The organism is Streptomyces mesophilus, assembly GCF_011044995.1.
GTDB lineage: Bacteria > Actinomycetota > Actinomycetes > Streptomycetales > Streptomycetaceae > Streptomyces > Streptomyces mesophilus.
This window is the reverse complement of the sequence record NZ_JAAKZW010000079.1, coordinates 1-20,686: the sequence shown is the minus strand read 5'-3', so window position 1 is coordinate 20,686 and position 20,686 is coordinate 1. Positions and strand designations below refer to the sequence as shown.

14 protein-coding genes and 1 pseudogene are annotated in these 20,686 nt (G+C 69.4%); 6 read left to right on the top strand and 9 right to left on the bottom strand.

All coding sequences use genetic code 11. The features are described 5' to 3' along the window. The first annotated feature begins 25 nt into the window (after positions 1-25). From G6045_RS19720 to G6045_RS19710, 3 genes are read left to right on the top strand one after another with little or no spacing between them, the layout of a single operon-like run. Complete coding sequence (locus G6045_RS19720; protein ID WP_165333321.1) at positions 26-964, top strand: metal-dependent hydrolase; 939 nt, start codon at positions 26-28, stop codon at positions 962-964. 1 nt (position 965) lies between these two features. After that, entirely contained in the window at positions 966-2,030 is a 1,065-nt protein-coding gene (locus G6045_RS19715; protein ID WP_165333320.1) for a PDR/VanB family oxidoreductase, read from the top strand. Positions 2,031-2,064: 34 nt separating this feature from the next. Beyond that, entirely contained in the window at positions 2,065-2,781 is a 717-nt protein-coding gene (locus tag G6045_RS19710; RefSeq protein ID WP_165333319.1) for a TetR/AcrR family transcriptional regulator, read from the top strand. Here the strand turns inward: G6045_RS19710 and G6045_RS19705 are convergent, their stop codons facing one another. After that, positions 2,782-3,129 (bottom strand): 5-carboxymethyl-2-hydroxymuconate Delta-isomerase, encoded by a 348-nt coding sequence (locus G6045_RS19705; RefSeq protein ID WP_165333318.1) that lies wholly within the window; start codon positions 3,127-3,129, stop codon positions 2,782-2,784. Positions 3,130-3,219: 90 nt separating this feature from the next. Between G6045_RS19705 and G6045_RS19700 the strand changes: the two genes are divergently transcribed. Next, the gene (locus G6045_RS19700; RefSeq protein ID WP_165333317.1) at positions 3,220-3,738 is read left to right on the top strand and encodes a GNAT family N-acetyltransferase; all 519 of its coding nucleotides are present in this window, start codon (positions 3,220-3,222) and stop codon (positions 3,736-3,738) included. A 15-nt stretch (positions 3,739-3,753) separates the two neighbouring features. On the opposite strand, the gene G6045_RS19695 is transcribed toward G6045_RS19700, so the two are convergent. The 8 genes and pseudogenes from G6045_RS19695 to G6045_RS19660 all read right to left on the bottom strand — a co-directional run bounded on the left by G6045_RS19695 (position 3,754) and on the right by G6045_RS19660 (position 18,291). Beyond that, on the bottom strand, positions 3,754-5,403 hold the full coding sequence (locus G6045_RS19695) for a SpoIIE family protein phosphatase (protein ID WP_165333316.1): 1,650 nt from the start codon (positions 5,401-5,403) through the stop codon (positions 3,754-3,756). Positions 5,404-5,476: 73 nt separating this feature from the next. Beyond that, the gene (gene pulA / locus G6045_RS19690) at positions 5,477-10,771 is read right to left on the bottom strand and encodes a pullulanase-type alpha-1,6-glucosidase (protein WP_328707831.1); all 5,295 of its coding nucleotides are present in this window, start codon (positions 10,769-10,771) and stop codon (positions 5,477-5,479) included. Between the two features lie 152 nt (positions 10,772-10,923). Further along, a pseudogene (locus tag G6045_RS19685) lies at positions 10,924-12,303 on the bottom strand (alpha-amylase); the annotation flags it as partial. A gap of 105 nt (positions 12,304-12,408) precedes the next feature. Further along, positions 12,409-13,467 (bottom strand): LacI family DNA-binding transcriptional regulator, encoded by a 1,059-nt coding sequence (locus G6045_RS19680; RefSeq protein WP_165333330.1) that lies wholly within the window; start codon positions 13,465-13,467, stop codon positions 12,409-12,411. After that, on the bottom strand, positions 13,464-15,098 hold the full coding sequence (locus G6045_RS19675; RefSeq protein WP_165333315.1) for a glycoside hydrolase family 13 protein: 1,635 nt from the start codon (positions 15,096-15,098) through the stop codon (positions 13,464-13,466). The genes G6045_RS19680 and G6045_RS19675 overlap by 4 nt, the downstream gene beginning before the upstream one ends. 63 nt (positions 15,099-15,161) lie before the next feature. After that, positions 15,162-16,022: a sugar ABC transporter permease gene (locus G6045_RS19670; protein ID WP_328707830.1), complete on the bottom strand. Its 861-nt coding sequence runs from the start codon at positions 16,020-16,022 to the stop codon at positions 15,162-15,164. After that, on the bottom strand, positions 16,019-16,897 hold the full coding sequence (locus G6045_RS19665; RefSeq protein ID WP_165333328.1) for a carbohydrate ABC transporter permease: 879 nt from the start codon (positions 16,895-16,897) through the stop codon (positions 16,019-16,021). The genes G6045_RS19670 and G6045_RS19665 overlap by 4 nt, the downstream gene beginning before the upstream one ends. Before the next feature lie 116 nt (positions 16,898-17,013). Beyond that, entirely contained in the window at positions 17,014-18,291 is a 1,278-nt protein-coding gene (locus G6045_RS19660; RefSeq protein ID WP_165333314.1) for an extracellular solute-binding protein, read from the bottom strand. A gap of 310 nt (positions 18,292-18,601) precedes the next feature. Between G6045_RS19660 and G6045_RS19655 the strand changes: the two genes are divergently transcribed. Together G6045_RS19655 and G6045_RS19650 are read left to right on the top strand one after the other, a co-directional pair. Then, positions 18,602-19,618 (top strand): LacI family DNA-binding transcriptional regulator, encoded by a 1,017-nt coding sequence (locus G6045_RS19655; protein ID WP_165333313.1) that lies wholly within the window; start codon positions 18,602-18,604, stop codon positions 19,616-19,618. A 159-nt stretch (positions 19,619-19,777) separates the two neighbouring features. Next, positions 19,778-20,653 (top strand): phosphatase PAP2 family protein, encoded by an 876-nt coding sequence (locus G6045_RS19650; protein WP_165333312.1) that lies wholly within the window; start codon positions 19,778-19,780, stop codon positions 20,651-20,653. Positions 20,654-20,686: the final 33 nt, after the last annotated feature.

The window sequence follows — 20,686 nt, the reverse complement described above, 5'->3', positions numbered from 1 at the left end:
CCTTACCCGCCAGTACATTGACGCCATGTCTAATACGCAGGCCCGGCTGCCGAAACCCGTCACGTCGGAACACATTGCGCTCAAGGCACGCAAGGTCTCCTTCGCCTGGGAGGAGACGCCGCTGCACTGGATACCCGGCGACCCGTTCACCACGCACACGATCAATGTGCTGCATCTGCTGCTTCCCGCGGGTGAGCGCTGGTTCGTGCATGTCTACAAGCAGGTCCTGCCGTACATCGAGGACGACCGACTGCGCGAGGACGTGATCGGGTTCATCGGCCAGGAGGCGATGCACGCCCAGGCCCATGACGAGGTGCTTCCGCATCTCAAGGAACTGGGCCTCGACCCGGCGCCGTATCTCGCCCAGGTCGACTGGCTCTTCGAGAAGCTGCTCGGCGACCGGACGCTGCCGCCGGGCCGGGCCCGCAAATGGTGGCTGTACGAGCGGGTCGCGCTGATCGCCGCGATCGAGCACTACACCGCGTTCCTCGGCGACTGGGTGCTCAACGCCGACAGCCTGGACCGCAAGGGCGCCGACCCGACGATGCTGGACCTCCTTCGCTGGCACGGCGCCGAAGAGGTCGAGCACCGCTCGGTGGCCTTCGAGCTCTTCCTGCACGTGGACGGCTCCTACAGCCGCCGGGTACGCACCTGGGCCACCGCGTTCTCCGCCCTTGTCTTCCTGTGGCAGCGCGGCGCCCGCTTCTTCATGGCCAACGATCCGACCCTGGAGGACGGGCGGGCGAGCTGGCGGGAGTTCCTCGCGAAAGGGCGGCAGGGGATGCTGCCGACGGCGGGGGCGATGGCGCGCTCCATCCCGCGCTATCTCGACCGCGGCTACCACCCCTCCCAGGAGGGCTCCACTGAGCAGGCGGTCGCGTATCTGGCCTCGTCACCGGCGGCGCTCGCGGCCCTCGCGGCGGAAGCCCGCGCGACGAGCCCCCTCCCGAAGGGCGCCGCCTGAGATGCCCCGTCTGCATACCGTCGCCGCACTGGCCGGCGCCGCCCTGCTGACCCGCCGCGCCCTGCGCCGCCGGATCGAGCACTCCCCGCTGTGGCCGCTGCCCGCCCTGCCGGTGCCGACCTCGGGCCGGCCGCGCGCCCGGGCCCTGACGCTGACGCTGGCCCGGCGCGAGGAGATCGCCGACGGCGTCGTACAACTGAGCCTGACCGGACGGGAGTTGCCCGCCTGGGAGCCCGGAGCACATCTGGAGCTGACGCTGCCGTCGGGCCTGGTGCGGCAGTACTCGCTGTGCGGCGACCCGGCCGACACCTCCGCGTACACCCTCGCGACCCGTCTCGTCCCGGCGGACAGCGGCGGCCGGGGCGGTTCGCGCGAGGTGCACGAGGAGCTGCGGGAGGGGATGCGGCTGCGGGTGCGCGGGCCGCGGAACCGTTTCGCGCTGAAGTCCTCGCACGCGTACGTCTTCGTCGCGGGCGGTATCGGGATCACGCCGATCCTGCCGATGCTGCGGGCCGCCGAAGCCTCCGGCGCGGACTGGCGGGTGCTGTACTGCGGGCGCGGCAAGGCCTCGATGCCCTTCCTGGACGAGGTCGAGAAGATCGCCGGACCCGGGCGGCTCACCGTGGTGGCCGAGGACGAGGCCGGACTGCCGGATCTGGGGGCCCTGTTCGCGGACGTCCCGCAGGCGGCGGCCGTCTACTGCTGCGGGCCCGAGCCCCTGATGGACGCGGTGGCCGAGGTGCTGCCGGCCGGCTGCACGCTGCATCTGGAGCGGTTCACGGCGGCCGCACCCGCCGAAGGCGAGGAGGTCTTCGAGGTCGAACTGCGGCGCAGCGGACGGACGGTGACCGTGGCCGCCGACGAGAGCGTCCTGGCCGCCGTACGCAAGGAGCTGCCCGACACCGCGTACTCCTGCGAGCAGGGCTTCTGCGGAACCTGTCAACAGCGGGTCCTGGCCGGGGAGATCGACCACCGCGACGAGCTGCTCACCGACGGTGAGCGCGACGGCTCGATGCTGATCTGCGTCTCGCGGGCCAGGGGCGGGCGGCTGGTGCTCGACCTCTGAAGGGGCGGACCCACATGCCCGTTAGAGTGTTCGTATGACGACCGGGGTGCGCCGCAGGATGGCTGTCGAGGAGCGGCGGCAGCAACTCATCGGCGTGGCCCTCGAGCTGTTCAGCCACCGCTCCCCCGACGAGGTCTCCATCGACGAGATAGCGGCGGCCGCGGGGATCTCACGGCCGCTCGTCTACCACTATTTCCCCGGCAAGCTCAGCCTCTACGAGGCGGCTCTGAAGCGGGCCGCCGAGGATCTGGCGACCCGGTTCGTCGAACCGCGCGAAGGGCCGCTCGGTGCGCGGCTGCTGCGGGTGATGGGCCGTTTCTTCGACTTCGTGGACGAGCACGGGCCCGGGTTCTCGGCGCTGATGCGCGGCGGTCCCGCCGTCTCCGGCACGCTCGGCGGTGAGGCCGCCTCCGCGGCCAACGCCCTGATCGATTCGGTGCGCCAGGCCGCGTACGAGCAGATCGTGTGGCACCTGGGGATCACCGCGCCGCCCGCGCGGCTCGAACTCGTCATCCGCTCCTGGGTCTCGCTCGCCGAGTCGACGGCGCTGATCTGGCTGGACGGGCGGCGGATCCCGCGCGCCGAGCTGGAGCTTCAGCTGGTGCACGACTTCGCGGCGCTCACCGCGGTGAGCGCCGCGTACGACGCGGAGATGGCGGCGATCCTGACGCGCATCCTGGCCGACGAGCCGGCGGACGGACCGTTCGGCGAGCTGGTCGGCCGGCTGGTGGCGCTGGCGCCCCGCCAGTAGTCAGGCCTTCGAGTAGGACGCGTCCAGGTCCCGTACCTCGACGGACACATGGCCCGCGACGGGTGTGCCCACCGCGTACTTGCCCGCGAGCTCGGCGACCGCCGTCGCCAGCTGCTTCTTGACCTCGTCGGTGCGGCCGGCGAGCAGGGCGATCTCGATGGCCAGGATGCCGGGGCCGTCCGTCTCGTCGCCGATCACGTTGTCCTCGGTGGTGCGGAAGCGGGTCTTGCAGGCGGGGAGCTTGGCACCCGCGATCTCCACGACGACCGGGTGCAGCGCGAGCGCGAAGCCGCGCCGGTCGAAGGAGGCGGAGAAGTGGGCGGGGTGGTCGACGGTGATCTGGGGCATGGGCGCGCTCCGGGTTCGCTCGCGGGTGCTGGCCCCTCGAGCCTACGACCGCCCGCTTCGGTGTCACGGAGCCGTCTGCATACTGAGCACATGATCACGCCCCACCTGGAGTTCCGCCAGGCCACCGATGACCCCGCCGATCCCGCCACCCTCGTCGGCCTGTACGACGGCGCCGCCCGCTGGATGCAGGAGAGCGGGATCGACCAGTGGAAGCCGGGCGAGAAGAGCGAGGACCACTTCCGGCTGCGGATCAAGGAGGGCGAGGTCTGGATCGCGTACGCGCGGGGCGAGGTGGCCGGCGCGTACGAACTGTGGTGGGAGGACGAACCGGCCTGGGGCGAGCAGCCGCCGGTCGCCGGGTACGTCCACCGTCTGATGACGGAACGTGGCGCCCCGGCCGGTACCGGTCGCGCACTGCTCACCCACGCCGAGCAGCGGGTCGCCGCGCAGGGCCGTGCTCTGTGCCGCCTGGACTGTGTGTCCTCGAACCCGCGGCTGCGGACGTATTACGAGCGCGCCGGGTACACGGTCGTGGGCGAGCAGCCGTTCAAGGAGGGCGCGGGCGGCAGCAAGTACGGGGTGACGCTCATGGAGCGGCGGCTTTCCTAGGGCCTGCCTTGTGGATCATGCCGGGCTCCCCGGCTCTTCCGTCAGCCGCAGCGCCAGCAGCGCGATGTCGTCCGCCCTTTCGTGCCCGAAGCAGCTGAGCAGGGTGTCGCACAGCGCCCCGAGGTCGGCGGACGCTTCGGCGGTGACCTGGCGGAGGTGCTCCATGGAGACGCCGAGGTCGATGCCGCGGGTCTCGATCAGACCGTCCGTCACCATCAACAGCCGCTCGTCCTTGGTGATTTTGAGCTCGGTGGGCTCCGGGTGGTCGAGCCCGACCCCGAGCAGCGGCCCGCTCGCCCCGCAGTAGCGGGCGTCACCGTCCCCGATGATCAGGGGCGGGATATGGCCGGCGTTGGCGATCCGGGTGCGGCCGGTGGCGGGTTCGATCAGGGCGAGGCAGACCGTGGCCGTGGCCTGCGGGTGGTAGCGCTGCAGCATCCGGTCGAGCCGTTCGACGAGCACCCGGGGGTCGCTCTCGTCGACGCAGTAGGCCCGCAGCGCATGGCGGATCTCGACCATCACGGTGGCCGCGTCGAGGGAGTGCCCGACGACATCGCCCACCCCGACGAGGACCCCGTCGGGGGTCGCGATCGCCGCATAGAAGTCACCGCCGATCTCGGTGTGCCGTGAGGCCGGTACGTAGCGCACCATCACATCGGTGCCCGGCATCTCGGGCAGCCGTTTCGGCAGGAAGCTGTGCTGGAGGGTGAGCGCGATATTCCGCTCGACCTCGTACATGAGCAGCGGTTCGGCGGCGAGCGCGGCCGCGTGCACGAGGCGGCCGAGCAGCCGACCGCTCTCGTCGCCCGCACCGCCGGCCCCGACCGCGTAGGTCGGCACGGCCACGCACACCGGTGGGCGGGTGTCGCTGCCGCAGGCCACCATCAGACGGGCCGACTCGGACTGGCCCGCGCGGAAGTAGCCGGGCGGCCACATCGGGCTGGGCACGACGGTGGACTGCACCCCCGAACGGCCCGCCATCAGCCGCTCGCTGAGCCGCACCACTTCTTCCGCGGCGCTCGTGTCGGGCAGCGCGGTGGAGGCCCGCCGGCGTGAGGTGCCGACCATCAGTTCGCCGTCAGGTCCCGATACGAAAGCCACCGCGGGACCTCCGCTGATCCGGGCCGCCCCGGCCGCCGCGGCGGTGGCCAGTTCCTGCGGGCAGCGCGCGGCCTGTACGGCGAGCACGGCCTCGGCGAGCAGCGAGAGCCGGCCGGCCTTGGCCTCGGCGGTGGTACGGAACCGTGCGCCGCGCACGGCGGCCCGTACGACGGCCTGGATCTCCTCCGGTTCGGCGGGCACCGTGAAGTAGGCGTCGGCGCCCGCGTCCAGGCCCCGGGTGCGGTCCCCGGGTCCCACGGGTTTGGCCGAGAAGTGCACCACCGGGATACCGGCGGTGAGGGGGACTTCTTTGATACGGCGGCACAGGTCGTATCCGCTCATGTCCGGCAACCCGATGTCGACGAGGGCCACGTCCGGCAGGGCGCCCGCGCGCTGCCGCGTGTCCAGCTCGATCAGTGCCTCGCCGGCGCTGGCCGCGGGCACCACTTGGTGGCCGGCCCTGCGCAGGACGGCTCCTATGGCGTACCGGCTGGCCGGTGCGTCGTCGACGACGAGGACGGTCGTGTCCTCTGCGGGTTCCGGGCTGCCTTCCGTCTGGTTCATGCATCCCCCTTCCGGGGGTGGGGGCGCGGGCCGGCGTCGGTGGGTGGCCCGCGCCCCCAAGTTAGCGCTCCTCTCAATCCCCGGGGGCGAAGACGGCCACCGTCCGCCCCGGAACGGCGAACGTCCCCGAACTCGCCTCGTAAGCAGCCGACTTGACGGTATGATCACTTCCCTTGGCTTGAATCCGATGCAGCGCGTACCGGGCGCCCGCGACCTCGTCGACCTGCTGCTTCTGCCGCTCGGGTGTGGCGTTGAAGATCACCACGAGTTCGCCGAGCCGCATGGTGACGACCCCGGGGGTCTCTCGCTCACCTGACAGGGGGAACGACAGTTCGCGCTGGACCTCGTCGAGACCGCCGAGCGCGAATGCGCTCTCTGTCGTACGGATTCTCAGCAGGTCCCGGTAGGCCGCCGACGCACCGTCGATCTGCGGGCACTTCACGGCGGGTACGGACGTCAACAGGGATTTGGCGTAAGGCCACTTGTCCTTGTTGTCGGCGGCCATGGGCAGCCCGCGCCCGAAGCCGTTGCCGGCCCGGCAGTCCCAGTGGATGGCGTTGAACCAGTCCCCGCTGTCGTACGAATTGCGGTCGAGGGACTTCGAACGCAGCAGATCAGTACCTGCCTGGGAGAGCGAAGAACCCTGGGACAGGGCCGCCGTCGCCATCGAGAGCACCTGCATACGGGCCCGGTCGTCGGCGCTCACCGACGGGGGCAGCTTGTAGGCGAGGGCGTCGAACAGGGTCTCGTTGTCGTGGGCGTCGACATAGGCGAGCGCGTCGGCGGGGGTGGCCGCGTAGCCGGCGGGCGCGCCGTTGTAGTCGACCTCGGAGCCCTTGACCTTGCGGCCACTGCTGTCGGTGAAGGTGTAGCCGGCGAGGTTGCCGGTGAGGCCGACCTTCAGCAGGTCCTGGTAGTGCAGGAGCCGCTCCTTCTGCTCGGCGGGAGTGCCGTTCGCGGACGAGGAGTTGGGCTCGGTGTACAGGCCCGAGCCGAAGCCCTGGACCCGCGGGTCCTCGTCGAAGGGTCCGCCGCCACGTACGGCGTCACGGGCCCGGTCGGAGAAGGTGGCGATGCCCGTGCCGGCCATGTTCTGCTGCGTGGCCTGCTCGAAGCGGGCGTCGTCGGCGATCTCGCCGAAGTTCCAGCCCTCTCCGTACAGCAGGATGCTCTTGCCGTCGACGCCGTCCTTCTCGACGGTGAGGGCGTCGAGCGCCTTGCGTACGGCGAGGATGTTGGCCTTCGGGTGGTGGCCCATGAGGTCGAAGCGGAAGCCGTCGACCTTGTACTCGCGCGCCCACGTCACGATCGAGTCGACGACGAGCTTGCCCATCATGGCGTTCTCGGGCGCCGTGTTGGCACAGCAGGTGGAGGTGGCCACCGAGCCGTCGTCGAGGAGGCGGTGGTAGTAGCCGGGCACGATCTTGTCGAGGACGGAGGTCTTCGCCTGACCGCTGGTGGTGGTGTGGTTGTAGACGACGTCCATGACGACCCGGAGGCCGTCCTCGTTCAGCGCCTTGACCATCTCGCGGAACTCGACGGTGCGCCGGGTGCCGTCCGGGTCGGTGGCGTAGGAGCCCTCGGGGACGGTGAAGTGGTACGGGTCGTAGCCCCAGTTGTACGCGTCCTTCGCTGCGGCCTTCGCCACGCACTCCTGCTGCTTTTCGGAGTCGGGGGCGTACGAGGCCAGGTCGCAGTCGACGGTCGCCTGGTCGCGCTCGGGGATCGTGGCGATGTCGAAGGCGGGCAGGAGGTGCACATAGTTCGTGCCGGCGTCGGCGAGCTCGCGCAGGTGGCGTGAGCCCTTGCTGTTCTTCTCGGTGAACGCCTTGTACTTGCCCTGGTGGCGGGCCGTGGTGTCCGCGACGGAGAAGTCGCGGACGTGCAGCTCCTGGATGTGCGCCTGGCCCGGCGCGACGGCCTCGGGCTTCTTCAGGCTCGACCAGCCCTGCGGGGCAAGGGACTTGGCGCGCAGGTCGACGACGAGGGAGCGCTCGGAGTCGGCGGTCAGGGCGAGCGAGTACGGGTCGGTGACCTCGTTGGTGACGACCTTCTGGACGGTGGGCGCCCAGACCTTCACGACGTACCGGTACGGACGGCCCGTCCAGGACTTCGCACCCTTGACGGACCACACACCGGTGGCGTCGTCGCGGCGCATCGGGACCGGGCGCCCGTCGAGGTCGAGGGCGACGGACTGTGCGGTGGGTGCCCATACGCTCAGCGTGGGCGTTCCCTTGGCGTCGAAGACCGGACCGAGGTCGGCTTTCGTGGCGTCGTACAAGTCGTCAAGGACGCCTGCCAGTTGGACTCCCGACCCGGCGACGATCGCACCGTTCGACGCCCGCTGGGTGGCGACCACCCGCCCGCGCAGCGCCTCGCGCACCCGGTCGCGGTCGCGCGCGTCGACCGACCAGGCCTGCTTGGCGGCCAGATGAGGGAACTTGCTCTTCTGCGCCTCGGTCAGCTCCGTCTTGCCGAGGCGCAGCCACTTCGCGTCGTCGTCCAGCTCACCGTCCCGCGCGTACAACAGCTGTGCGGAAGCAGGCGACTTGGCGCCGTTCCACACCACCGTGTCCCGGTCGATCCAGACGGCCTCGGCCTTGGTGTAGTCGACCTTGGCGGCCTTCGGCTGCGGCAGCAGGTACTTCTCCTTGCCGCCCATCATCCAGACCTCATGACCGTTGGCCGCGAGGTCGAGGGACTGGTCGGACGGCAGGTCCTTCTCGTCGCCCTTGTGCAGGATGTAGCTGAGCGACGTGGCCCCGTCCGCGAGCGGTACCTCATAGACCGCACCATAGGAATCCATCCGGGCGGGCAGAAGAGGCTTGGACCAGTCGGTCGGGTCCTTGGCGCCGGTCCAGGTGTGCAGTCCCCAGCCGTCGTAGTTCCCGTCGGCCCGCTGGTAGTGCAGCACGGCCTTCGTCTTGTCCTGCGGCGGATACGCACCCTCGGGCGCGGTCGTCGCCTGCCCGTCCTTGCCCTGCTCCATCCACACTTCGCCGGTGGTGGCGAGCGGGACGGTGCGCTGCGGGCCGTCGGCGGCCCCGTCCTTCTCGACGGTGTACGAGACCTCCGCGGCCCCCTCGTCGAGCTTCAGCCAGGCGAAAGCGCCGTACGCGTCACGGCCGGTGAACTGGGCTTGCTGCTCACCGGACTTGAGGGTCCAGCCCTCGTAATCGGCATCGGCCCGCTTGTAATGGACCACCGCGTACTCCCGCTCGACCGCGCTCGGTGGCTGCTCGACCACCGGGGCGCCGGAGACGGTCTCGGCGAGGTCGCTCGCCGGGCGCCCACGGGAGTCGACCACAACGGCCTTGTAGCGCACGGGGGTTCCGGCGCGCTCGGCGTCGATGCGGTGGGTGACCTTGTACGGGGCGTGGTCGGCGGAGCCGAGCGTCCGCCACTTGCCGTTGCCGGTCTGGGCGGCGAAGACGACCCGGTTCAGGCCGCCGCCACGTACGTCGGCGGTGAGCTCGACGCGGCCCGTCGCACCGGCGGGCGGGGCCTTCAGCTCCACGGACGGCTTGGCGTCCGGGGTGGCGAGGGCCTTGTCGGCCTTCAGGACCACCGACGAAAGTCCGGGGATCTCGACCTTGATCTTCCGGTCGTCACCGCTGCGGACCGAGGCCTCACTCCCGTACACCGCGCGGAAGTTGACGTTCTGCGAGCCGGTCGGGATCTCGACCGTGCGCGCCTCCTGCGCGTTGTTCGCGGCCACGACGTACTCGGTGCGGCTCTTCGCGTCCGTACGGGAGAAGGCGTAGACGGAACCTTCCGCGTACCGCTCCTCCTGGATGCCGTCCGCGAGCGCCGGATGCGCCTTGCGCAGGGCGGACAGCTCGGCGATCTGCCGGTACAGGGGGTGGCCGGTGTCGTACGCGTCCTTCGCGTGGGTGCGGTCGGTGCCGAGCTGGTCGTCGTCGAGATAGTCGGCGGTCTTCGACGCGAACAGGGTCTGGCGTGCGTCCTTGTCGCCGCCGGCGCCGGTGAAGCCCTGCTCGTCGCCGTAGTAGACGACCGGGTTGCCGCGGCCGAGGAACATCAGCTCGTTCGCCAGCTCGTAGCGGTCGAGGAGTTCGGCGTCCGATGCGTCCGGCCGGTCCTGCTTCAGGAAGGTGCCGAAGCGGCCCATGTCGTGGTTGCCGAGGAACGAGACCTGCTCGTACGCGTTGGCCTTGTCGGTCGTGTACTTGTAGTCGTCGCCGAAGACCTTGCCGAGCCGCTCGGCCGAGCCGCCCTGCGCCGCGTAGGCGCGGGCCGCGTCCTGGAACGGGAAGTCGAGCGTCGAGTCGAGGCGGCCCTCGGTGACGTACGGCGAAGTGATGTCCGTATCGGCGGAATAGACCTCACCGAACATGAAGAAGTCCTCGCGGCCCCGCTTGGCGGCGTACGCGTCGAGCGCGGTCGCCCACTGGGTCCAGAACTCGGTGTTGACGTGCTTGACCGTGTCGATACGGAAGCCGTCGATGCCGAAGTCGCGGACCCACTTCTCGTAGATCTTCTCCATGCCCCGCACGACCTCGGGACGCTCGGTCCACAGGTCGTCGAGGCCGGAGAAGTCGCCGTACGTGGAGGACTCGCCGGCGAAGGTCGAGTCGCCGCGGTTGTGGTACATCAGCGGGTCGTTGAGCCAGGAGGGGACCTTCAGGTCCTTCTCGGCCGCCGACACGACGGGTGTACGGGGGAAGGAACTCCTGTTGACCGACGGGAACTTGGAGGCCCCGTCCGCGTAGTCCGCGTCATCGAAGGGCTTCCCGTCCTTCGTCAGATACGGGAAGGCGCCCTTGGAGAGGTAGCCGTAGGACTTCTCCTCGTAACTGACGACATCGGCGGTGTGGTTGGTGATGACGTCGAAGAAGACCTTGATGCCCTTGGCGTGCGCCTTGTCGATCAGCCGCTCCAGGTCCGCGTTGGTGCCGAAGTGCGGGTCGACCTGGGTGAAGTCGGTGATCCAGTAGCCGTGGTAGCCGGCCGAGGCGTCCTTGCCCGTGCCCTGGACCGGCTTGTTCTTGAAGATCGGCGCCATCCACAGGGCCGTGGTGCCCAGGCCCTTGATGTAGTCGAGCCGGTCGGTGAGGCCCTTGAGGTCGCCGCCCTGGTAGAAGCCCTTGTCGGCGGGGTCGAAGCCGGTCTGAAGGCGCGAGCCGGTCAGACCGCCCTTGTCGTTGCCCTTATCGCCGTTGGCGAACCGGTCGGGCAGGACGAAGTAGAACTGCTCCCGGGTCAGATCGTGCCGGGCCGGTTCCGCGGCCAGCTTCGCGTCCGACGGGGGTGGCGGCGGGGGCGCGGCCGCCGCGGGGACGGCGGGCACGAGCGCCGCGAGCAGGGCGGCCGTGAGCACCGCGGCCGTTCTTCGCGTACGGGGCACGACGAGGTCTCCTTCGATCCGAAAGCAGTACGGGAAGGTGGTGCCACGGACGTGGCGGATGGGTGCCGCGGAAGTGGCGGTGAGGTGCCGCCCTGCGCGGCCGCGGGGCAGGATGGGCTGGGCGCAGGGCGGCGGTAAGGGGAGACGGGTCAGCAGCTGCGGGCGTTGATGTGCAGTGCGAGGGCCGTCTGTGCGGGGAGCGTGGCCGTGAACTGGCCTGACCCGTTCACGCTGACCGTCCGGTCGCTCTGCACATCGCAGTAGTCACCGGCCGGCAGCGAGGTCTGGAAGGTGCGCGTGAGCCCGGCGGACTCGTGGTTGATCGCCACGTACGCCTTGGTGCCACGGCCGAACGCGATCCGGTCGCCGCCGTCGTCCCACCAGTTGGTGACGGACTGGCCGCGTGCGGTGTTGCGCAGGGCGACCATCGACTCGATCTCAGGCCAGGCGTGCTGGCACTTCCAGCCGTCCTGCCAACAGGCGTTCACCGTCCCGCCGTTGGGCGGCCCGGCATCCCGGTCGGTGTACTCGTAGCCGGAGTGGACGTCCGGGGAGCCGTAGGGCCAGGCGAGCATGAAGATGTTGGCGAGGGTGTAGTCGGCGCCGTTCCTGTAGCTGAGGGTGTCGCCGCCGCGCTCGGTGTCGTGGTTGTCGACGAAGACGGCGGACTTGCCGGACTCCATGTAGCCCCAGCCCTCGCCGTAGTTCTTCAGGTAGGCGAGGTTCTCGTTCTGGAAGACCCGCTTGAGGTCGCGGGCGTACCGGAACTCCTGGACGTCGCCGTTGCCGAGGTACTCGCTCGGCGAGACCGCCTCACCGGCGCCGTGGATCGCTTCCTGCTTCCAGTACACACCGGGGTTGCTGAGCCGCGACTTGATGTTCGCGAGGTCACCGGCCGGCATGTGCTTGGCCGCGTCGACACGGAAGCCGTCGACGCCGAGCGAGAGCAGGTCGTTGAGATACGCGGCGATCCGGCCGCGCACGTACTCCTCGCCGGTGTCCAGATCGGCGAGGCCGACGAGCTCGCAGTTCTGGACGTTGCCGCGGTCGCCGTAGTTGTTGATGTGCGAGCGGCAGTCGTCCATGTCGGCGCCCGAATAGAGCTCCGGGTAGGCGTACTTGGTGTAGCTCGTGCCGCCCGTGCCCGTGCCGTCACCGGCCGCCATGTGGTTGATCACCGCGTCGGCGACGACCTTGACGCCCGCCGCGTGGCAGGTGTCGACCATGTTCTTGAAGGCGGCCCGGTCGCCGAGCCGTCCGGCGATCTTGTAGCTGACGGGCTGGTACGAGGTCCACCACTGGCCGCCCTGGATGTGCTCCTGCGGCGGGGAGACCTGGACGTATCCGTATCCGGCGGGTCCGAGCCTGTCCGTGCACTCACGGGCGACGGAGCCGAAGCGCCACTCGAAGAGGACGGCGGTGACGTCCTTGTCGCCGGGCGGCGCGGCCTGGGCGGTCGGCATGAAGAGTGACGCGCCCACGAGTGACGCGCCCACGACAAGTGTGGCGATGAGGGATCTGCTGCGGGTCATGGGTCCTCCGGCTCTGAGGGGGTGGATCCGGTGACTGTGCTGGCCTTGCAGAACGCCGTACGGGGGCGGCTCACCCACGTACGGCGGTGGGGGGAACGGTCTTTCTCAACGCCGCACTTGGGCCGTGGACCCTCGTACGACGAGCTCGGGCTGGAACACGAACTCGGTGCGCTGTACGGGATTTCCGTGGATCTCCTCGATCAGCGCACCCACCGCCGCCGTGGCCATGGCCTGCACGGGCTGGCGCACGGTCGTCAGCGGCGGGTCGGTGAAGGCGATCAGGGGCGAGTCGTCGTAGCCGACGACGGAGACGTCCCGGGGCACGTCGAGGCCGCGCTGCCGGGCCGCGCGCACCGCGCCGAGCGCCATCAGGTCGCTGGCGCAGACGATGCCGGTGCAGCCCTGATCGAGCAGCATCCCGGCGGCGGCCTGGCCGCCTTCGACGGTGAACAGGGTGGACTGGACAGCGAGTTCGGCCTCCGCGCGCGGTACGCCGAGGATCGCGTGCATCGCGGCGAGGAAGCCCTCGGTCTTACGTCCGGCCGGCACATAGCGGGTCGGTCCGACCGCGAGCCCGATGCGCTCATGGCCGAGGTCCGCGAGATGCCGTACGGCCATCCGCGCCGCCGCGTGGTCGTCGGGTGAGACGAACGGGGCGTGGATACGGGGGTGGTAGCCGTTGACGAGCACGAACGGCACTCCGCGCCCGGTGAGTTCGGCATAGCGCGCCGGGTCGGCGGTGGTGTCGGCGTGCAGCCCGGACAGGAACACGATGCCGTTGACCCCGCGCTGCTCCAGCTGCTCGACCAGCTCGTCCTCGGTCGCGCCGCCCGGGGTCTGGGTGCACAGGACCGGGGTGTAGCCGTGCCCGGCCAGGGTCTGCTCGATGACCTGGGCGAAGGCCGGGAAGATCGGGTTGGACAGCTCGGGGATCACCAGGCCGATGAGCCCCGCGCTGCGCTGCTTCAGCCGTACGGGCCGCTCATAGCCGAGCACGTCCAGGGCCGCGAGCACACGGCGCCTGGTCGAACTCGCCACGCCCGGCTTGCCGTTGAGCACCCGGCTCGCGGTGGCCTCGCTGACGGAGGCCTGGGCGGCTATGTCGGCCAGCCGCGGGGTGCCGTTCCCCCCGGATACGGCACCCCGCGACGCGGGGATCGTCACGTCTGCCACCAGACGGTGGTGTCCGCGGGCAGTTCGGCGAACTCGTCGCCGTACAGGACCGTGCCGCTGGACAGGAGCGCCTGCCCGGGCGTGGGGATCCGTACCGGCTCTCCGGTCGTGTTCGCCGTGCAGACGAAGCCGCCCTCGCGTGCGAAGGCCAGCACGCCCTCGGGCGCCGCACGCCACTCGACCGACTCCCCCGCACCAAGCCCCGGGTGGGAGCGCCGCAGCGCCAGCGCGCCCCGGTACAGCTCGAGCGTCGACCCCTGATCACCGCTCTGCGCCTCGACGCTCAACTCCGCCCACTGAGAAGGCTGCGGCAGCCAGCTCCCACCGCCCCCGAAGCCGTACGAACTCCCGTCCCGCGTCCACGGGATGGGCACCCGGCAGCCGTCCCGGAAGCCGTCCTGGCCGGCCGCGCGGAAGAACGACGGGTCCTGACGGGCCTCGTCCGGCAGGTCGGTGACGTCGGGAAGCCCGAGCTCCTCGCCCTGGTAGACGTACGCGGATCCGGGCAGCGCCAGCATCAGGAGCGTGGCCGCGTGCGCACGGCGCAGCCCGAGCTCGCGGTCGCCCGGCGTGCGCAGCTGGGTGCCGAGGCCCGCCGGGTTGGCGAACCGGGTGGCATGCCGGGTGACGTCGTGGTTCGACAGGACCCAGGTCGCGGGCGCGCCGACCGGCCGCATCGCCTCCAGGGAGGTGTCGATGACCTCGCGCAGCGCGGTGGCGTCCCAATAGGTCGCCAGATACTGGAAGTTGAACGCCTGGTGCAGTTCGTCCGGGCGGACGTACAGCGCCGTACGGTCCACGGTCGGCGTCCACGCCTCGGCGACCGCGATCCGCTCGCCCGGGTACTCGTCGAGGACACGGCGCCACGAGCGGTAGATCTCGTGCACCCCGTCCTGGTCGAAGAACGGCATCGCGGCGTTGCCGAGCAGCTTGAGCTGGTCGCGGCCGCCGATGTCGGGCAGTCCGTCCGCCTTCACCAGGCCGTGCGCCACGTCGACGCGGAAGCCGTCGACCCCGAGATCCAGCCAGAACCTCAGGATCGAGCGGAACTCGTCGGCGACCGCCGGGTGATCCCAATTGAAGTCGGGCTGCTCGGGCGCGAACAAGTGCAGATACCACTCGCCCGGGCTGCCGTCCGGGTTCGTCGTACGCGTCCAGGCGGGCCCGCCGAAGATGGACTCCCAGTCGTTGGGCGGCAGTTCGCCGTCCGCGCCCCGCCCGGCCCTGAAGTGGTAGCGCCCGCGCAGCGGCGAGTCCGGCCCCTCCTTCACCGCACGCTTGAACCACTCGTGCTGGTCCGAGGAGTGGTTCGGTACGACGTCCACGATGACGCGCAGATCCAGCTCGTGCGCGTCGCGGATCAGCGCCTCGGCGTGCTCGACCGTGCCGAACATCGGGTCCACGGCGCGGTAGTCGGCCACGTCGTAGCCGGCGTCGGCCTGCGGCGACGCGTAGAACGGGGAGAGCCAGACCGCGTCGACGCCGAGTTCGCGCAGATACGGCAGCCGGCTCCGTACCCCCTCCAGATCGCCCATGCCGTCCCCGTTGGCATCGGCGAAACTGCGCGGATAGACCTGGTAGATCACGGCATCGCGCCACCAGTCAGCGGTGTGCTGAGTCATGTCATCCCTGAAAGTGAGTGGTTCAACGTACAAAGTGCGGGCAACTGCGGACGAACAGCTCTATCAGGACTTGGTCGCCCCGGCGGTCAGACCGGCCACCAGATGACGCTGCGCGAAGCCGAAGATCACCGCTGCGGGTACGGCGACGATGACGGCGGCCGCGGTCAGCGAACCCCAGTCGCTCGTGTACTGGTTGACGAAGGTCTGCAGTCCGCCCGCGAGGGTGAGGTTCTCCTCGCCGGTCATGAACGCGGAGGCGTACGCGACTTCGGCCCAGCCGGTGATGAAGGCGTAGAAGCCGGTGACCGCGAGCCCGGGCTTCGCGAGCGGCAGGATGAGCCGCCAGAACGTACCGAAGGGGTTGAGCCCGTCGACCCGTCCGGCCTCGTCGATCTCCACCGGGATGGTGTCGAAGTAGCCCTTCATCATCCAGGCGCAGAACGGGATCGCGATCGTCAGATACGTGATCACCAGACCCACCGGCTGGTTCAGCAGACCCAGCGTGGCGAGCAGGTTGTACAGCGGCACGATCAGGACGGCGACCGGGAACATCTGCGTGATGAGCAGCAGCCACATCAGCGGCCGCATCCCGGGGAACTTGAAGCGGCTCACCGCGTATCCGGTGGTGGCGGAGATGAACACACCGATGACGGTGGTCAGACCCACCACCATCAGCGAGTTCCCGAGCCAGGTGAGGAACTCGGTCTCGCCGAGCACGTGTGCGTAGTTGGAGAACGTGAAGTCCTTGACCAGATCGGTCGTGAACGCCTCGTCCTTCGGCTTGAGCGAGGTGACGAGCAGCCACAGCGGCGGGAAGACGGCGATGAGGGACGCCACGACGAGGGTGACGTGCAGCCCGACGGAGGCGAGCGGCCCCCTCTCGCCGCGCGCGCGAGGCTTCTTTGTTGCGGTGCTGGTGCTCACCAGACATCTCCCTGCTTGCGGAGCGCACGGCGGTAGACCACCGCGAAGAGCGAGAGCAGCACGAGGATGAGCACACCCCAGGCCGCGGAGCCCGCGAAGTCGCGGGGGCTGACGACGAAGGAGAGCCGGTAGGCGTACGTCACGAGGATCTCCGTCGCGTCACCGGGACCGCCCCGGGTGAGCAGGAAGATCACCGGGAACATGTTGAAGGTCCAGATGCCGCTGATCAGGACGACGGTGGAGCTGACCGGCTTGAGCCCCGGCAGGGTGATGTGCCTGAAGCGCTGCCAGGCGTTCGCGCCGTCCATCTCGGCGGCCTCGTACAGATCGGCCGGGATCGACTGCAGACCGCCGAGCATGGCGATCAGCATGAACGGCACACCGAGCCACACATTGACCGCGATCACCGAAAGCTTCGCCCAGGTCGGGTCGTTGAGCCACGGGATGGCGTCGATGCCGCCGCCGGCGAGCAGCGAGTTGAACAGTCCGTTCTTCTCGTTGAAGAGCAGCCGCCAGGTGAACACCGAGACGAAGGCGGGCACCGCCCACGGCAGGATGAGGGCCATCCGGTAGAAGGTGCGGCCCTTCAGCTTCCGGTTGAGCATCACGGCGAGCGCGAGCCCGAGCGTGAACGAGAGCGTCACGCAGGACACCGTCCACACCAGGGTCCAGATCAGTCGGTCCCAGAAGACACCGTCCGACAGGATCGTCGTGTAGTTCTCCAGGCCCACGGACTCGTACGTCGCCGGGATGTGGTTGACGCCGATCGTGCGCTCGACGTTCGCCTCATTGGCGTTCGTCGTCGACAGGTAGACGCCGCGGATCAGCGGCCAGCCGATGATCACGCCGATCACCGCGACGACCGGGGCGACCATGGCCCACGCGTACCAGTGCGTGGACAGCGCGCGTCGTATACGGCCCTGGGGCCGGCCGGCCGCCTTCGTCACTTCTTCGGCGGCCGGCGCCTTCTTCTCGGTGAGCACCGTCACGGCTACTTGTAGTCCTTCAGGAGCTTCTTGTACGCCTCACCGACACCCTTGGCACCCGCCTCGGGCGAGGACTTGCCGCTGAGCACCTGCTGCATCTGCAGCCGGATCGGCTCGAACAGGGCGTTGGCCTCGGCGATCCAGGGCCGCTGCACGGACTTGTCGACGGCCGGCTTGAAGAACTGGACCATCTGGTTGTCCTTGACGGACTGGACCTCGTACACCGACTTGCGGGTCGGCAGCAGGCTCAGCTTCTCGGTGGTCTGCTGCTGCACCTTCGCGGAGCTCATGTACTTCACGAACTCGTAGGAGGCGTCCAGGCTCTTGGAGCCGGCGTACACCGAGAGGTTCCAGCCGCCCTGCGGGGAGGCCGCACGGGCCGAGCCCGCCGGGACCGGCGCGACACCGAGGTTGTCCTTGGCGTCCTTGAACTGCTTGCCGGCCAGGGCGCCTTCGATCGACCAGGGGCCGTCGATCGCCATGGCGACCTCGCCGTCCTTGAAGGCGTTCAGCTGGTTGTTGTAGCCGTCGGACGCGTCGGTGATCGCGGCCTTGGAGTCGACCAGGTCCTTCATCACGGCGAAGGCCTTCGCGCCCGGCTCGTCGTCGGCGGTGATCTCCTTCTTCGACGTGTCGAGGAGGTCACCGCCCTCTCCGTAGAGGTACGGGAGGTAGAAGTACGGGTCGTCGCCGCGCAGGTAGAGACCGGTCTTGCCGCTCTTGTCCTTGATCTTCTCGGCGGCGGCCTTGACCTCGTCGACGGAGGTGGGGACCTCGACGCCGGCGTCCTTGAGCATCTTCTTGTTGTAGAAGAGCGCGAGGGTGTCGATGGTCTGCGGCGCCGCGTAGGTCTTGTCGTTGAACTTCGTGGAGGCGGCGGCCTGTTCGAGGTAGTCGCCCTCGTTGTCCAGCGCCGCGGTGCCGTCGAGCGGGGCGAGGTAGCCGAGGTTGGCGAAGTCCGCGACCCAGGCGACCTCGGTGCGCATCACGTCCGGGGCACCGGAGTTGCCGCCCGCGGCGTTCTTGAACTTGGCGTTGGCCTCGCCGAACGGCACCGTGACGACCTTGACGTCGACCTTCGGGTGCAGCTTCTCGAAGCCCTCGGCGAGCTCCTTGTACGTGGCCTTCTCGGCGTCGTTGGACGTGTCCCAGAAGGTCACGGTGCCGGTGAGTTCCCCGCCGGCGCTCTTGCCGCCCTTGTCCCCGCCGTCGTCCCCGCCGCACGCCGTCGCCGCCAGTGCGATGGCCGCGACCAGAGCGGTGGTGGATATGCCACGCCGCATGAGTACTCCTTCAAGTGCCCCATCCCCGACCGCCCCTGCGCGGCCCTGGGTTCGGGCAGGAACGTAACAAGCCTGAAAGCTTCTGGAAAGACCTTGCCGAAACTTTCTGCAAGAGATGCGGATCGTTACCTTCACGTTTCCTTGCATAGCTGCACAGGCCCTGTGCGCCTTGGGTGCACGGACTTGCAAGGGACGTTCCGTACGCCTGCAAGACCTTGCAAGAGCGCATGCCCGGCAGGGCGACCATTCTCCGCAGCCGGGTCCACCCACTCGGTGGGCAATCAGGGCCCTGAACGGTAAGGTCCGTGCCGTGACCGCACGGCTTGCCGACATCGCAGCCCAGGCGGGGGTCAGCGAAGCCACAGTCAGCCGCGTGCTCAACGGCAAGCCCGGTGTGGCCGCGACCACCCGTGAGTCCGTCCTTGCCGCGCTCGACGTGCTCGGCTACGAGCGGCCCGTGCGCCTCAAGCAGCGCAGTGAAGGCCTCGTCGGCCTGATCATCCCGGAGCTGGACAACCCGATCTTCCCGGCCTTCGCGCAGGTCATCGGGCAGGCCCTGACGCGTCAGGGCTACACCCCGGTGCTCGCCACGCAGACGCCGGGCGGCTCCACCGAGGACGAGCTGACCGAGATGCTCGTGGCCCGCGGGGTCAGCGGCATCATCTTCGTCTCGGGTCTGCACGCGGACACCACGGCCGATACGCAGCGTTACGACCAGCTGCGCGCCAAAGGCGTCCCGCACGTCCTGATCAACGGTTTCTCCCCGCACGTGAAGGCCCCGTTCGTCTCCCCCGACGACCGGGCCGCGATGGATCTCGCCGTCACGCACCTGTGCGCACTCGGCCACCGCCGGATCGGGCTCGCGCTCGGCCCGAAGCGCTTCGTGCCCGTACAGCGGAAGATAGAGGGCTTCATCGGCGCGATGCGCGAGCGCCTGGGCCTGAGCGAGGACGAGGCGCAGCTGTACGTACAGCACTCGCTCTACACCCTCGAAGGCGGCCAGGCGGCGGCCGCCGCGCTCCTGGACCGCGACTGCACGGCCATCGTCTGCGCGAGCGACATGATGGCGCTCGGCGCGATCCGCACCGCGCGGCACCGGGGCCTGAGCGTGCCGCGCCAGGTCTCCGTCGTGGGCTTCGACGACTCCCCGCTGATCGCCTTCACGGACCCGCCGCTGACCACCATCCGGCAGCCCGTGCCCGCGATGGGGCAGGCGGCCGTGCGCGCCCTGCTCGAGGAGATCGACGGGACACCGGCACCGCACAGCGAGTTCGTGTTCATGCCTGAGCTGGTGGTTCGCGGTTCAACGGCTTCGGCGCCGCGCTGACCATGTTCTCTGCGTCTGCCGCAGTAGACGCGCCGGGCTCTCAGGGGAACCGCCCCAGGTCCCCTAGGCGTCGGGTCCTCCACAGGATGGATTGGATGCGTACAAGACCCGACCAAGGGATGATCAGGTGGGTGTGGGTATCTGGCAGACTCTTCTCCCATGGGTGACACGACTGTGAGGACACGGAACGGCCCGGAGGCCGCCGCGGCGCCACCCAAGGGGGATGAATCGGGTCGACAGACCGCCACAGAGCGGACGTTGTGGCAGCGGCTTCGTCGGCCGCGGCGCCCGCGTATCTGGATCGAGCTCGCACTGATCGGTGTGAGCTACTGGCTCTACTCGCTGGTACGCAATGCCGTGCCCGAGCAGAAGTCGGAAGCGATGCGCAATGCCGACTGGATCTGGCGCGCCGAGCACGCGATCGGTCTCGGTTTCGAAGAGGCCTTCAACCGTGCCGTGAACTCGGTGACATGGCTGATCGTCGGCATGAACTACTACTACGCGACGCTGCACTTCATCGTGACGATCGGCGTCCTGATCTGGCTGTACCGCCGGCACCCGGGCCGCTACGCGGCGACGCGCACGGTCCTCTTCCTCACCACGGGTGTCGCCCTGGTCGGCTTCTACCTGTTCCCGCTCGCCCCGCCGCGCCTGATGGACGGCCACAACTTCATCGACACGGTCCTGGTGCACCACACCTGGGGTTCGATGGCGTCGGGCGACCTGAAGCACATGACCAACCAGTACGCGGCGATGCCCTCGATGCACATCGGCTGGTCGACCTGGTGCGGCCTGACCATCTTCGCGCTGGCCAAGGCGCCTTGGGCGAAGATCCTCGGCGCGCTCTACCCGGTGGCCACACTCGTCGTGATCATCGCAACGGCCAACCACTTCTGGCTGGACGCGGTGGGCGGCATCCTGTGCCTGGCCTTCGGGTTCGTGGTGGTGTGGGCTTGGTACGGGGCGCTTCCGTATCAGCTGCCGCGGGTGGTTTCTCCAGCCCGGCCGGCATCTCTCAGCCCCTCCGGCGTTTGAGGAGATCCGAACGAAGTTCGGATGCAGGGGGTC